The 15073-nt window shown below is 68.7% G+C and carries 8 protein-coding genes; 3 read left to right on the top strand and 5 right to left on the bottom strand.

The features are described from left to right. Window positions 1-4: 4 nt before the first annotated feature. Together dnaE and V7Q42_RS00035 are read right to left on the bottom strand one after the other, a co-directional pair. Window positions 5-3478, bottom strand: coding sequence for a DNA polymerase III subunit alpha (gene dnaE / locus V7Q42_RS00040; protein WP_333821541.1), 3474 nt, complete (start codon window positions 3476-3478; stop codon window positions 5-7). Between the two features lie 1035 nt (window positions 3479-4513). After that, window positions 4514-6124, bottom strand: a complete 1611-nt coding sequence (locus V7Q42_RS00035) for an EAL domain-containing protein (protein WP_333821540.1) — start codon at window positions 6122-6124, stop codon at window positions 4514-4516. Between the two features lie 224 nt (window positions 6125-6348). Here V7Q42_RS00035 and V7Q42_RS00030 point away from each other — a divergent pair, with 224 nt between their 5' ends. From V7Q42_RS00030 to V7Q42_RS00020, 3 genes are all read left to right on the top strand, one after another. Beyond that, window positions 6349-8340, top strand: a complete 1992-nt coding sequence (locus tag V7Q42_RS00030) for a hypothetical protein (protein WP_333821539.1) — start codon at window positions 6349-6351, stop codon at window positions 8338-8340. Window positions 8341-8440: 100 nt separating this feature from the next. Beyond that, complete coding sequence (locus V7Q42_RS00025) at window positions 8441-9613, top strand: hypothetical protein (protein ID WP_333821538.1); 1173 nt, start codon at window positions 8441-8443, stop codon at window positions 9611-9613. Between the two features lie 319 nt (window positions 9614-9932). After that, complete coding sequence (locus V7Q42_RS00020; RefSeq protein ID WP_333821537.1) at window positions 9933-11258, top strand: YcbK family protein; 1326 nt, start codon at window positions 9933-9935, stop codon at window positions 11256-11258. A gap of 16 nt (window positions 11259-11274) precedes the next feature. Here V7Q42_RS00020 and V7Q42_RS00015 read toward each other — a convergent pair whose 3' ends face one another. The 3 genes from V7Q42_RS00015 to V7Q42_RS00005 all read right to left on the bottom strand — a co-directional run bounded on the left by V7Q42_RS00015 (window position 11275) and on the right by V7Q42_RS00005 (window position 14574). After that, a complete protein-coding gene (locus tag V7Q42_RS00015; protein WP_333821536.1) occupies window positions 11275-11856 on the bottom strand; it encodes a DUF3592 domain-containing protein in 582 nt (193 codons plus the stop codon). A gap of 95 nt (window positions 11857-11951) precedes the next feature. Next, a complete protein-coding gene (aspS, locus tag V7Q42_RS00010; protein ID WP_333821535.1) occupies window positions 11952-13985 on the bottom strand; it encodes an aspartate--tRNA ligase in 2034 nt (677 codons plus the stop codon). Window positions 13986-14178: 193 nt separating this feature from the next. Further along, entirely contained in the window at window positions 14179-14574 is a 396-nt protein-coding gene (locus tag V7Q42_RS00005) for an META domain-containing protein (RefSeq protein ID WP_333821534.1), read from the bottom strand. Between the last annotated feature and the right edge of the window lie 499 nt (window positions 14575-15073).

The following is a 15073-nucleotide window of genomic DNA, read 5'->3' as shown; positions in this document are numbered from 1 at the left end:
GTCTTCACACCAACTGCACCTGCACCACCCCCGGCACCGTCTTCAGCGCGCCGGCGATCTGCGGCGAGACGCGGTATTTCCCCGGCAGCTTGACCTCGACCTCCTGCTTGCCCTCGCCGAGCATCAGGATCAGCGACACCTCGCCCTCGCCGCGATCGCCGAGATGGCGGGCGAGGCTGTCGACCGGGCCGGCGTCGCGCAGGAAGACGCGCAGGTTCTGCTGTTCGCGCGACGCCAGGAGATCGAGCGGCTCGACCTTCTCGATGCGCACCGAGACGCCCTCGGCGCGCTCCTCGGCCGAGGCGTAGACGATCACCGACTGACCGGCCTCGAGCAGGTCGCGGTACTGGGCGAGCCCTTCGGAGAAGATCACCGCCTCGTAGGATCCGGTCGGATCGGAGATGCGGACGATGCCCATCTTGTTGCCGGTCTTGGTCTTGCGCTCCTGGCGCGAGGTGATGGTGCCGGCGAGGCGGCCGAAGCTGGCGCCCCGCTTCACCGAGGCCTCGAACTCGCGCCACATCTGCACCCGCATCTTCTCCAGCACCACCCGGTACTCGTCGAGCGGATGGGCGGAGAGATAGAAGCCGACCGCGGCGTGTTCGCGGTTGAGACGCTCGGCCGGCATCCACCCGGTGACGGCCGGCAGGCGGATCGGCTCGGCGACGGGACCGCCGCCGAAGAGCGCCCCCTGGCCGGCGGTGGCGTCGTCGCGCGCCCGGTTGGCCGCCGCCATGATCACGTCGAGCCCTTCGGTGAGGCGGGCGCGATCGGGCTCGATCTCGTCGAAGGCGCCGGCCGCGACGAGGCTTTCGAGCGTCCGCTTGTTGATCTGCTTGGGATCGATGCGGGCGGCGAAATCGGCGAGGTCGCGGAACGGCCGGTCGCCGCGAGCGGCGACGATGTGTTCGACCGCCTGACCGCCGACCCCCTTCACCGCGGCCAGCGAATAGAGGATGGCGCCGTCGGCGACGTCGAAATACTCGCGCGAGCGGTTGATCGACGGCGGCTCGACCCGGATGCCGAGACGCATCGCCTCGCGACGGAAGTCGGCGAGCTTGTCGGTATTCGACATGTCGAGCGTCATGGTCGCCGCCAGGAACTCGACCGGATGGTTCGCCTTCATCCAGGCGGTGTGATAGGCGACGAGCGCGTAGGCCGCGGCGTGCGACTTGTTGAAGCCGTAGTCGGCGAACTTGGCGAGCAGGTCGAAGATCGTGTCGGCGTGGTCCTTGGTCAGCCCCTGCTTGAGCGCGCCGTCGACGAAGCGCACCCGTTGGGTGTCCATCTCCGACTTGATCTTCTTGCCCATGGCGCGGCGCAACAGGTCGGCTTCGCCGAGCGAATAGCCCGACAGGATCTGCGCGATCTGCATCACCTGCTCCTGATAGACGATGATGCCGAAGGTCTCCTTCAGCACCGGCTCCAGCAGCGGATGCATGTAGTCGGGGGTCTCGAGCCCCTGCTTGCGCGCGCCGTAGACCGGGATGTTGGCCATCGGACCGGGGCGATAGAGCGCGACGAGGGCGATGATGTCCTCGAACCGGTCGGGCTTGATGTCGGCGATCGCCTTCCGCATGCCGGTCGATTCCAGCTGGAACACGCCGACCGTCTCGCCCTTGCCGAGGAGCGTGTAGGTCGGTGGATCGTCGAGCGCCAACTGGGCGAGGTCGACGTCGATGCCGCGCCGGGCGATGAGCTTCACGCCGGTCGACAGCACCGTCAGCGTCTTCAGACCGAGGAAGTCGAACTTCACCAGCCCGGCGCTCTCCACCCATTTCATGTTGTACTGGGTGACCGGCATGTCGGAGCGCGGATCGCGGTAGAGCGGCACCAGCCGGTCGAGCGGCCGGTCGCCGATGACGACGCCGGCGGCATGGGTCGAGGCGTGGCGATAGAGCCCCTCGAGCTTCATGGCGATGTCGATGAGCTTGTCGACGATCGGCTCCTCGACCCGCGCCTCCTGGAGCTTGGGCTCGCCCTCGACCGCCTGTTTCAGCGTCACCGGATTGGCCGGGTTCTGCGGCACCAGCTTGCACAGCCGGTCGACCTGGCCGTAGGGCATCTGCAGCACGCGACCGACGTCGCGCAGCACGGCGCGCGCCTGGAGCGACCCGAAGGTGATGATCTGGGCGACCTGATCGCGGCCGTACTTCTCCTGGACGTAGCGGATCACCTCTTCGCGCCGGTCCTGGCAGAAATCGATGTCGAAGTCGGGCATCGACACGCGTTCGGGATTGAGGAAGCGCTCGAACAGGAGGGCGAAGCGCAGCGGATCGAGATCGGTGATGGTGAGACACCAGGCGACCAGCGAACCCGCGCCCGAACCACGTCCCGGCCCGACCGGGATGTCGTGCGCCTTCGCCCACTTGATGAAGTCCGACACGATCAGGAAGTAGCCCGGGAACTTCATCTTCTCGATGATGCCGAGCTCGAACTCGAGGCGGTCGCGATAGGTCGCCTCGTCGATGCCGGGCGCCGCCCCGTGGAGGGCGAGACGGCGATCGAGACCGGCCTGCGCCTGGGCGCGCAGCTCCGCCGCCTCCGCGGCTTCCGCGTCGGCACCCGCCCCGGTGAAGCGCGGCAACAGCGGCTTGCGCTTCAGTGGCCGGTAGGAACAGCGCCGTGCGATCTCCACCGTCGTGGCGAGCGCCTCCGGCAGATCGGCGAAGAGCGCCATCATCTCGGCCCGGCTCTTGAAATAGTGCTCGGGCGAGAGGCGGCGGCGGTCCTCCTCGATGATCACCTTGCCCTCGGCGATGGCGATCAGCGCGTCGTGCGCCTCGTAGTCGTCGCGCACCGCGAAGAACGGCTCGTTGGTGGCGACGAGCGGCAGGCCCATCTCGTAGGCGAGATCGACGAGGTGCCCCTCGGCGGCGCGCTCCTCCTCGAGGCCGTGGCGCTGGAGCTCGACGTAGAGCCGGTCGCCGAAGATCTCGGCGAGACGTTCGAGCCGCCGACGGGCGAGATCGGGACGGCCCTCGGCGAGCGCCCGATCGACCGGCCCGGTCGGACCGCCGGTCAGCACGATCAGACCGTCGGCGAACTCGGCGAGATCATCGTGGCCGACATGCGGCGCCTCCGCCCCTTCGGTGCCGAGGAAGGCGCGCGAATCGAGCCGCACCAGATTGGCCCACCCGCTCTCCGTCGCCGCCAGCACGGCGAGCGAGGGATGCTTCTCGGAGAGCGCCGGCCGCCGTCCCGGTTCGTTGCCGTGATCGTCGAAGTCGACGGCGATCTGGCAACCGACGATCGGCTGGATGCCCTTCTCCGTCGCCTTCTCGGAGAATTCGAGCGCCCCGAAGAGATTGCCCGTGTCGACGAGGCCGAGCGCCGGCTGATCGTCGCCCTTGGCGAGACCCAGCAGCTTGCCGAGAGGCAGCGCCCCTTCGAGCAGCGAATAGGCGGAATGGACGCGCAGATGGACGAAGCCGACACCCGACCTCGCCGCGCCGTCCGGAGGACCAGCCTCGCCCATGTCGTCCGTCTCCCGCTTCGCCCCGTCCGCCCGCACGCCTCGACCCGCGCACTTCGACCCGCACACCTCGAAACGAGTCGCCGGCCGCGAGCCCGTCAGTGTCGCCGCTCGACGCCCGCCGTCAACGTGGGACGTGCCCGCACGCGGTGCCCCGTCCCCACGTTCCACGCCGCACCCGCCCGCCGGGGTACCGCCGACGGACGAGGACGGAGGACGAGAACCGGCCGGCGAACACTCCCCTCCCCGACCGGAAGCCGACCACCCGCGGATCAGCCATCGGCTCGAGTTCGGATCGGGCTCGGGGCTCGGGGCGCGAGTTGGGGCTCGGGATCGGGGCTCGAGCCCGCATCCGCCGCGCAGCCGGCGGACCCCGTCCCTCGCAAGGATCGCAGCACGACGAACCCGCGGCGCGTCGACGCGACGAACACGCGCCGACCTCAAGTATATTCACTCTTTGTTCTCAATCACCCATCGCCCGGACGATGAGATCGCTCCACATGGTGACCATGGCGACGAAGGACAGCAGCGCGCCGAAGGACGCGAACTCACGAACGAAACCGCGAACCAGATGAGCCATCGGACCCTCCCTGGGCGAGAAATCCACCCGATATTCACAGTATGTTCGTGCTTTGTTCTTTTGTCAAGGCGCCCTCGAAGCGGCGGACATCGAGCGACTTTTCGCGGCGATCGCGGCATCCGGGGCGGCACGATCTCGGCGATCGATTTCGGCGGGATGTTCCGCGCGAGGCGCCCCATAGGCATCCGAGGTACGTCGCGGAGCCGGATCGGGCCGCGCTTCGCCGGTGTGACGGCTACCGAGCCGAAACCGATGGCACACCACTTCGTCTCCCGAAGAAGTCCGCCCCCACCCACGCCACATCCGGCGGAGGGTCGATGCCGATCGGATCGCGCATCCCGACGAGATCGCCCTGATCGAAGCTCCGGCGGTCGCGGGAGACGACGGCGCCCCCCGGGGGAGGCATCCGCGGCACGGGGCCGAGCCTGGGGCTCGTCGGGCGCCGATGCGATCGCCGCTCACGCCGCTTCGGAGTCGTCCTCGCCGGTGGTTTCGGCGATCTCGGCGGGACCGCGCCGACGCGACAGCATGCCCTCGGCGAGGTCGATGAAGAGCTTGGCCGGCAGCGCCGGGGCGAAGACGTAGCCCTGGGCCGAGGTGACGCCCTTCTCGCGCAGGCGCTCGAGCTGTTCCTGGTTCTCGACGCCCTCGGCGACGACGCCCATGCCGAGCGAATTGGCCAGTTCGACCAGTACGTCGACGATGGTCGACGCGCCGAGGTCGGAGCCCATCGCGTCGATGAACATCTTGTCGATCTTCACGATGTCGATGCCGAGCTGCTGGATGTAGGCGAGGCCACCGTGGCCGGTGCCGGTGTCGTCGAGCGCCACCCGGCAACCCAGCGCGTGCAGTTCGGCGATGATCTTGCGGGCCTGGACGATGTCGCGCAGCGGATAGCGCTCGGTCACTTCGAAGACCAACTGGTCGAAGCCGATCTCCGTGCCCTCGAAGATGGCGACGACGTCCTCGACGATGCGACGATCCGAGAAATGGCCGGCGAAGAGGTTGATCGACAGCTTCAGCTCGGGATGGCGCGAATAGAGCCCGCCGAGTTGGGCGACCGACTTGCGCATCAGGAGCCGGGTCATCTCGAAGACGTGGCCGGAGGTCTCGCAATAGGACATGAAGGCGCCGGGCGAGACGGTGGTGCCGTCCGGACGGATCCAGCGCACCAGCATCTCGCAGCCTTCGATGCGGCCGGTGTCGATGTTCATCACCGGCTGGAAGTACGGCACGAACTCCTCGCGCTTGAGCGCCACCGAGAGTTCGTCGTCGACCTCCGATGTCGGTTTCCAATAGATCAGGAAGGCGATGCCGATGAGCACCGTGGTGCCGGCGAGCGTGCCGATGGCGAGCGTCGCTTCGAGCGGCCGAACCAATTCGTAGAGCGCCGCGGTCGAAACCTCGGCGCGGGCGGCGAGCGGGAAGTGGTCGGAGCGCGCCTGCTGGAAGACGACGTCGGGCCCGGTCGGCCGGACCCCGGCCGACGCCCACACCTCACCGTCGCCGATGGTCAGGACGAAGGCGCGGCTACTCCTCAGATAGTCGGCGCCGGCGTCGAGATCGACGGCCGAAACGGCGAGTTCGGCGACCAGATGCGTCCCGGCGGCGGTGCGCCAGGCGACGAGAACCGTGCCGGGAGCGACATCGGGAATGCGCTCCGGATCGAGCAGGGTGATGGTCACCTGACGGGCTTCGGCGACATCGAAGAGCACCGCACCGCGCCGCTTCGCCGTCGGCGGATCGAAGCACATCGCGTAACCGGCCGCGTCGACCACGCCCATGCGCCGGACGAAGCGCGAGCGCGCCGCGATGTCGCCGAGGCGCGCCTGCTTGGTCGCCGTGCAATCGGAGATGCCGGCGCGGTCGGCATCGCGCAGCGCCGTCACCGCTTCGGCCACGGCGCTCTCGGCGCGCGACAGTTCCTGTTCGGCGATCGACATCAATTCGGCGCGACCGACCTTGTCGGCATGGACGCGCAGGATCGCCCGCCCCACCAGATAGGGCGTCACGCCGATCAGGACGACCACCAGGATCGCCACCAGAAGATTGCGGCCGCGGTTGCGCAACGAGTCACCGATTTCGTTCGTCGTTGCCGCGAGTGTCGGTCAGGCATGGTAAACAGGATCTGAAGACGGCCGATTCCGCCGGCCGCGCGAGGTGATTTCGCCGGGATCGACGCATGTCGACGCCGGCGGTCTGTTCGTGCGATCCTCGTCTTCGCCGGCTTTTCCGGCGAGCTCCTCCGGAGCGTCGCCGTCCCGCCACTCCACACCGCGCTCGGGGAGCGACGATGAGCTTCGTTCGCCGACGTCCCGTCTCGAACCGTCCGCGCCACGCGGGACTTCTCGCCACGCTCGCGATCGGGCTCGCGGTGAGCCTCGGGGCGACGCCGGCGGCGGCGCAGTCGACGGCGGAACGGCTGATCGGCGAATGGGCCACGCTCTGGCGCGGCGCCGGCAGGACGGTCGACTGGAGCGGCCTCTCCCGAGCCATGGGCGAGGACCGTGTCGAGCTGCGCGACGTCGCGATCTCGTGGCCGGTCGAACGTGGCGAACCGATCCGCATCACCGCGCCGAGCCTCTCCTTCGTCGGTCTCGCCGATCGGACCGGCGGCGGCTTCACCCTGACGCGCCTCGTCGCGCCGCGGCTGTCGCTCACCGCGAAGCGCGACGGCGAGACCATCGAACTCGTCCTCGCCGACGTCGACCTGAACGAAGCGGCGATCCCGAAGTTCGAGCTGCCGGCGATCGATCCCGATCACCCTTTCACGTCGATGCTGGCGGCGAGCCGCATCTTCGATCCGCTGGCGATCGGCCGCGCCTCGATCGGCCGGCTCACCCTCGCCACCACACCGGCCGCCGGCGTCGAACACGGTGACGTCACGGTGGAAGGGCTCGCCGTCGCCGGCCTTTCCGGCGGGCGGCTGGACCGGCTCGCCGTCGGCCGCCTCGTCGTCGACGTCGCCGCCCCGGCGGGAAAGGCGCGTCTGTCGATCGCCGATGTGGAGATCCTCGGATCCGATCCGACGGTGTGGCGCCGAGTTTTCGAGGTGGACGAGACGACGGACGGGAAAGCCGAAGCGGCTTCGTTCTCGTCGCTCACCTCGGCGCGGACCGGCCGGATCGCCCTCGAAGCCGACGATGCGACACTGTCGATCGAAGCCGCGCGGATCGGCGCGCGCCACGTCCGCCGGCTCGATCCTTCGATCGGCCGCACCATCGACGGTTTCCTCTCCGGCCACGAAGACGTCGGCGAGATCGACATCGGCCGGTTGGTCCTCGAACTGTTCCTGGCGATCCGCAGCGAAGGAACCTCGCTCGACGGCGTCCACCTCTCCGGTCGCGATCTCGACCATGCCGACGCGAAGCGGATCACCGTCGGCGCCTTCTCCGGCGAGAGCCTCGCCGAACTGACGGTCGAAGGCGCCGACGTCGTCACGCCGAAGGCGATCCTGAAGGCCGGCCGGATGACGGCGGCGAAGCTGCGCTTTCCCGACGGCGACGATCTGCGCCGCGCCCTCCAGGCCGCCGCCGTCGGCGCCGAGATCGATCCCTCGTCGCTGATGCCGACCCTCGGCCACGTCGCCGTGGAGGACCTGGAGGTCGGCGAACCGGGCGTTCCGTCGATCCGGCTCGGGACCTTCCGCCTCGACCTCGATCGCTATGTGCGCGCGATCCCGACCGCGGTGACGATGGTGCTCGATCGCTTCGTCGTGCCGGTGGGGCTCGCCGATGCGGAGGGGCGCAAGATCCTCGGCGACCTCGGCTATCGCCAGCTCGACTTCTCGGCCGGCCTCACCGCCGCCTGGAAGGAAGCGAGCCGGGAGATCGTCGTCGAGAGAGCCGACGCCGCCGTCGCCGACATGGGGCGGATCACACTTCGCGGCCGCCTCACCGGCGTTCCGCCGTCGCTGTTCCTGCACCCGGAGACGGCACCGGAGGTGTTCGCCGGCGTCGGCCTCGCCGAAGCGACCGCGACCTATGTCGACGCCTCGTTCGCCGAGCGCCTCGTCGGCCTCCTCGCCCGCGACGAGAAGATGAAGCCGGACCGGCTGCGTCGCAAGCTGGCGCGCGAAGTGGGCACCCTCTTCGCCGACGTCCGCGATCCGGCGCGACGCAGACGGATGGTCGAAGAGGCGCGGCGTTTCGTGACGGCGCCGAAGGCGATGACGGTCGAGGCCCGACCGCGCGAGCCGGTCCCGATCGCCGAGATCCTGGCGGCGCAGGACGATCTCGCCGGTCTCGCGGAACGACTGGACGTGATGTTGCGCGCCGAGCGATGATCACGACGGCGCCGCCCTTTCTTCGCCGCAAGTCGCTGCGAGGAGGACGTGGCAGATGCGGAAATACGACATCGCCCAACCGACACGGAGGACGGCGTAGATGAACCATTCGATCCGGAAGAGCGGCTTCGCCGCGGTATCTCTCGCCGTTCTTCTCGCCGTCGCGGCGCCGGTGACACCGGCCGCGGCCCAGGCGACGCGCGACAAGGTCCTGGAGATCATCTCCGAGGCCTCGAAGGCGGCCGGCGCCAAGGAGGTCACCTGGGGGGCGGTCAGCGGCGGTGACGCGGTGTTCACGGTCGCCGATTGGGAGACGACGGTCGAGACCGACGGCAAGTCCACGTCGATCGGCGCCGCCTCGGTCACCTACTCCGGCGCCAAGCCGACCGCCGACGGCGGCTTCTCGGCCGACACGATCGCCGCCACCGACATGACGGTCGAAGGCGACGACGCCAACGTCACGATCGCCTCGCTGAAGATCACCAACTATGTCGGTCAGTCGGCGGAGAAGATCCGCGCCAAGACCACCACCGGCGAGCGCTTCGATCGCATCGAGGCGACCGGCATCGAGGTCACCGACGAGAAGGACAAGACGATCCCGATCGCCGCGGTGACGGTGGCGACCTCCGACTTCGTCGCCGGCGTGCCGCGCAAGATCGCCTTCGAGATGAAGGGTCTGGTGGCCCCGCTCGACCCGAACGACGAGCAGACCAAGGAGATCGCCGAACTCGGCTACACCTCGCTGACGCTCGACGCCGCCCTGGTCGGCGCCTGGGACGACAAGACCGGCCGCGTCACCATCGACCAGGTGTCGATCAGCGGCGCCGAACTCGGCAGCCTCAAGCTCGCCATCGCCCTCGGCGGCTTCACCCCCGAGGTGGTGGAAGCGCTGAAGAAGGCCGAGAAGGACCAGGCCAAGCAGATGGAGCTCTTGCAGGGCATCACGGTCGAGAAGCTGTCGCTGCGCTACGACGATGCCTCGCTCGCCAAGCGGCTCATCTCGGCCCAGGCGAAGAAGCAGGGCCTTCCGGAGGAGGCCTTCGTCCAGCAGATCGGCGCCATCGTCCCGATGATGGTGTCGGCGATCGGCAACAAGGACTTCGAGGCCAAGATCGCCAAGGCGGTCTCGCTGTTCCTCAAGACGCCGAAGTCGCTCACCGTCTCCGCCACGCCGGCCCAGCCGACCCCGGTGGCGGCGATCATGGGCGCGGCGATGATGGCGCCGCAGTCGCTGCCGACGGTGCTCGGCGCCGACGTCAAGGCCAACGACTGACGCGCGACTCACGAGGTTCGGTTCCCGCCGAATCTCGTGAGCCTCACCACCCGCCGGTTCGGGACGAGCGGTCGCTCGTCCGACCCTCGGGTGGATCCGCGAGATCGCCGGCCGAAAGGAACTTTCCGCCTCGGCCGGCGCCACTTTCCACCCGACGGGTCCGACCTTCCGATCGTGGCTCGGCGGTGTTTACCCGGCGGCGCAAATCGACTAGTTTCGCGCCGTTCTCCGCGCACCGGTGCGGCCGGCGTCGCCGCAGACCGGGGCCGAGCGCCGCAGTGATGTGGTCGGTCGACAACGAGAAGAAGCCCGAGGCCGAATGAGCGATCCCGTGGTTCCCGTCGAGCGAGGACTGCGCGCCACCGTGCGGTTGGCCGCGGGGATCAACATCGGCGAAACGACCGACGAACGCTCCTTCCCGGCTGCCACCAACGAACGCCTGCACGACCTGATCACGACGGCGAAGGCGTGGTTCGGCGCGGCGACGAAACGCGATCCCGCGGCATCACCGAGCGTCTCCGCAACTTCCGCCGCCGTGCGCGGCGGCGACGTCCTGCGACACGCCGGATGGGGCGCGGCGGCGGGATCGGTGATCGTCGCCTGCGCCTTCGCCTTCCTCGCCCTACGCGCCGGTCTCGAAACCGCGCCCGAGACACACGAGGCCGCCCTCACCCTCACCGAAGCCGCGGTCAAGGCCGATCGCCTGCCGCTGCCGCCCCGCGCGGAAGCGGTCGCCGCTTCGATCGGCGCCACCGTCCCGCCGGCCGGCGAACTGGCATCGGGTCGCGAAGGCGGCTCTCTGTCCACGGCGTCCCTGCCGACCATGGCTTTCGCCTCCGCCGGTGCCGGCGATCGGGTCGGCGCCGCTGCAATCGATCGCATGCTGGATGCCCCGCCGATCGCCGCCGCCCCGCCGATCGCCACCCCGCCGATGGACGAGGAGGAGGACGACGAGGCGGTCGTGCCGCTCGTCCTGCCGATGCCGCGCGCGCGACCCGAGATCACCGAGCTGGCGGCCTTGCCGATCCCGCGCCCGCGTCCGTTGGTGCTCGCGTCGCTGACGCCGCCGAGCGTTCCGGTCGAACCCTCGCCCGTCACCGCGAAACCGCGCGCCGAGGAACCCGACTCGCGCCCCCCCGGCCTTCTCGGCTTCTTCTCGAGCCCCGCCGACCCGGTGAAGCCGCCGGCACGCACCAAGGTCGACACGCCCTTCGGCGTTCCCTACGTGCTGCAGACCGGCTCGGTGGAGACGGCCTGCCTGAAGCCCGAGCTGGTCGACGTCCTGCGCAAGATCGAGGGCCACTACAAGCAGAAGGTGGTGATCACCTCCGGCTTCCGCGATCGTGGCCGTCAGGGCTCGTTGCACCGTCAATGCGCCGCCGCCGACATCGAGGTGCCCGGCGTCTCTTCGACGGCGCTGGCCGCCTTCGCCCGTACCATCCCCGGCATCGGCGGTGTCGGCACCTATTGCCACTCGACGATGATCCACGTCGACATCGGCACCCCGCGCGACTGGAAATACGGCTGCGGCAGCTTCTTCGCCATGCGCGGCGGCGCCGGCAAGTGGGGCAAGGTGCCCCCCAATCTCGCCAAGGCCCAGGCCACGGCGATCCGAAACGGCGGCGCGGAGACCGCCGAGGACTGACGAGCCCGCCGGCGCGTCATTCGTCCACCGGCACGCCCGAGCCGATGCCGCGGCGCATGAGGCTGCGCATCCACAGGCCGATGAGCACCATGCCGGCACCGACGGCGCTCAGCATCTTCGCCGCCGAGCTCGGCCCGGCGAGGAGATAGGCGTCGTCCGGATCTCTCGGGTCGACCACCACCATCGTCTTCGTACCCACCGGGTAGCCGTCGTTCAGTTCCCGTGACTTGGCCGAATTCTGCAGGCCGAGGTCGCCGCGTTCGACGCCGCTGCCGAGCCGCGCCTCGCCGCCGGCGGCATAGCGAAAAACGACGGCGAAGGCGGCGAACTCGCTGCGCTCGGTGACGCCGACCTTGCCGACGCGGACCGTCGGCCGGTTCGGCGTGTCGTCGCGCAGCAGCAGGTGCTTGTCGACGATCTCGGCCTCGACCTTCGGCCAGCTCAGCGTCTCGAGACCCTGTTTCAGGCCCCACAGACCGAAGCCGAGCGGCACCGCCCCGAGAACGATCACCGTCCAGGCCATGCCCGTCGGCCGCGGCGCGGCGCCCCGCTTCGCCGGTCGTCCACCGCGCTTCGCGCCCACCGACCTGCTCGTCATCGTCGCCTCCGTCGGAGACGGGATCGAACCGACACATCCGAACGAAAAAGGGACCCGTCTCGGCCCCCTCGTTTCGTCGTCCGCTCCGTCCCGCCTCAGGTCGGCAGGTTCAACCGGATGTGCAGTTCGCGCAACTGCCTCGGGGTCGCGTCCGAGGGGGCGCCCATCAGCAGGTCTTCGGCGCGCTGGTTCATCGGGAACAGCGTCACCTCGCGCAGGTTGGTGGCGCCGACCAGCAGCATCACCACGCGGTCGATGCCGGCCGCCATGCCACCGTGCGGCGGGGCGCCGTACTGGAAGGCGCGGTACATGCCGCCGAAGCGCTCCTCGACGTCGGCCTTGGAGAGGCCGACCAGCTCGAACGCCTTGACCATCGCCTCGGGCGACTGGTTGCGGATCGAGCCCGAGGCGATCTCGTAGCCGTTGCACACCATGTCGTACTGGAAGGCCTTGAGGCTCAGCGGATCCTGCGTCGTCAGCGCCTCGAGGCCGCCCTGCGGCATCGAGAAGGGGTTGTGGGCGAACTCGACCTTCTTCTCGTCTTCGTCCCACTCGTAGAAGGGGAAGTCGACGATCCAGCAGAGCTCGAACCGGTCCTCCTGGGTGAGGCCGAGTTCCTTGCCGACCCGGACGCGCGCGTCGCCGGCGAACTTGACGAACTTTTCCGGCCGGCCGGCGACGAAGAAGCAGGCGTCGCCCACCCCGAGCCCCATCTGGGCGCGGATCGCCTCGGTGCGCTCATGGCCGATGTTCTTAGCGAGTGGACCAGATGCTTCATGATCGCCGAAATATGCAGAACGAAGGAGTTTTGCTTCCGTCTCCTCCCCTCGTGACAGATGTTCATCGATCCGACCAATTATAATTCTAGCATCATTATCCGAAATAGCACCGAGAACTTCCTCCCGTTCGCGCTTCCGCTCTTCAAATGCGATTTTGCGGCGAACTCGATCTTCTTGATTTCCGGACTCAAGAAGACCAAGAACAGGAGCGAACCTATCGAAATAACTCTGAAGAGCGATGCTAAGAGGATCGCTCTTAGGCTTCTCGCGCCAGAAGATGTAGCCGAGGCCCGGCTGGCCCTCGGACTGGGCCCAGCCGTTCATGCGATCGCAGAAGGCGCGGCTGCCGCCGGTCTTGGCCGGCAGCGCCCAGATCTCGACCTTGGGGTCGTTGGCGATCATGTTGGCGAAGACCTTGAAGCCCGAGCCGGCGAAATGCTCGGTCACCGCCTGCATCTCGATCGGATTGCGCAGGTCCGGCTTGTCGGAGCCGTACTTGCGCATCGCGACGTCGTAGGGGATGCGCGGGAAGACCGGGGTCACCGGCTTGCCCTCGCCGAACTCCTCGAAGACGCCGCGCAGCACCGGCTCCATAGTCTCGAACACGTCGTCCTGGGTGACGAAGCTCATCTCCAGATCGAGCTGGTAGAACTCGCCGGGCAGGCGGTCGGCGCGCGGGTCCTCGTCGCGGAAGCACGGCGCGATCTGGAAGTAGCGGTCGAAGCCGGCGACCATCAGCAACTGCTTGTACTGCTGCGGCGCCTGCGGCAGGGCGAAGAACTTGCCGGGATGGATACGGGACGGCACCAGGAAGTCGCGCGCGCCTTCCGGCGACGACGCGGTCAGGATCGGCGTCGAATACTCGGTGAAGCCGATCTCTTCCATGCGGTTGCGCATCGAGCGGATGATCTTCGTCCGCGTCATGATGTTGCGGTGCAGCGTCTCGCGGCGCAGATCGAGGAAGCGGTATTTGAGGCGGGTGTCTTCCGGGTACTCCGGCTCGCCGAACACCGGCAGCGGCAGTTCCTTGGCGGTCGACAGCACCTCGATCTCGCGGGCGAAGACCTCGATCTCGCCGGTCGGCAGATTGGCGTTGATCGTCTCCGCCGTGCGCTTCTTCACCTCGCCGTCGATGCGGATGACCCACTCGCCGCGCACCGTCTCGGCCGTCTTGAAGGCGGCGCTGTCGGGATCGCACACCACCTGGGTCATGCCGTAGTGGTCGCGCAGGTCGATGAACAGCAGGCCGCCGTGATCACGCACCCGGTGGACCCAGCCGGAGAGCCGGGCGGTCGAACCGGCGTTGGCCGCCGTCAATTGTCCGCAGGTGTGGGAGCGATAGCGATGCATGATGGCGTCTCTTTCCGAGATGATCCGACGGCGGGCGCGGGGCGGAGACGCGGCCTTGGGCCCGAGGCGAATCCGATCGCGCGATCGAACCCGTGAGGGTCCGAAAGTCGGCGGCAAAAGCGCATGCCGCCCCGATCTTGTCAAGCTTTCGCGCAGGGGACGCGCGGGGGATCGGCGCGTCCGGTCTCCGACCTCAGCGGCGACGCAGGAAACGCGCGACGGTGCCCCCGGCTTCGTCGAGAAGATCGAGGCGGTCGGCCTCGAGGCGCCAGCCGCGGGCACGGAAGAGCGCCTGATGGAAGCGGCTCTCCTGATGCATCTCGGGGGCCGGACAGGCCATGCGCGTCGACTGCATCATCCCGAAGCGAATGGTGTCCCCTTCCGCCGAGGCCGTGCCGCCATAGCGATTGCAGCCGCCGTGCCCGGAGACGTTGCCGTCGAGATCGAGGTCGAGGGTCGTCTCCACCCCGCGCGCCACCGGTTGCCCACCGATTTCGGTGGCGATCCAGCGGCCGACCGGCGAAGCGGCGCCGGCCGCGGTGGTGAGCGCGAACAGCAGGGCCGCCGCCGTCGTGGCACGCCTGATCATCTCGGATCGTCCTCCCTCACCCGGCCGAACGCGTCGGCCGCACAGAGGATAGGAAGATCGGCGATGCGGCGAAAGCGGGGCGGACGCATCGGGGCGCGTCGAGATGAGAAGAGGCGCTCCCCTCGACGGCGGGTCCGCCACCTCTGCTCCGCCCCATACCCGTCATACGAAATTCCGACCCTCTGGGAGGCGTTTCTGTATCGAAGGTCGGTGCTCCGACGTCCCCTCCCCCCCTTGCGGGGGAGGGACAGGGAGAGGGGTCGGCAGCCGATCCGCCGGCTCGGCATCCGCGCAGACTTCGTGACCCCTCTCTCCGTCGCTCCCCCACGAAGGGGAGAGGACCGGATGCGAGCGTCTTCGCAAAGTCCACGTCGATGCGAGTCGGGATTTCGTCGGTTCGGTATCACCCACCACCGTCGCGCCGAACCGTCCGGCGCGGAGGTGTCATGAGACCTGTGCGCGGATAGCCCTCGACGACCGTCTACTGACGTGATTCACT

This window comes from Pinisolibacter sp. (assembly GCF_036782435.1).
Classification (GTDB): domain Bacteria; phylum Pseudomonadota; class Alphaproteobacteria; order Rhizobiales; family Ancalomicrobiaceae; genus CALBKH01.
This window is presented reverse-complemented; position numbering and strand designations above follow the sequence as displayed.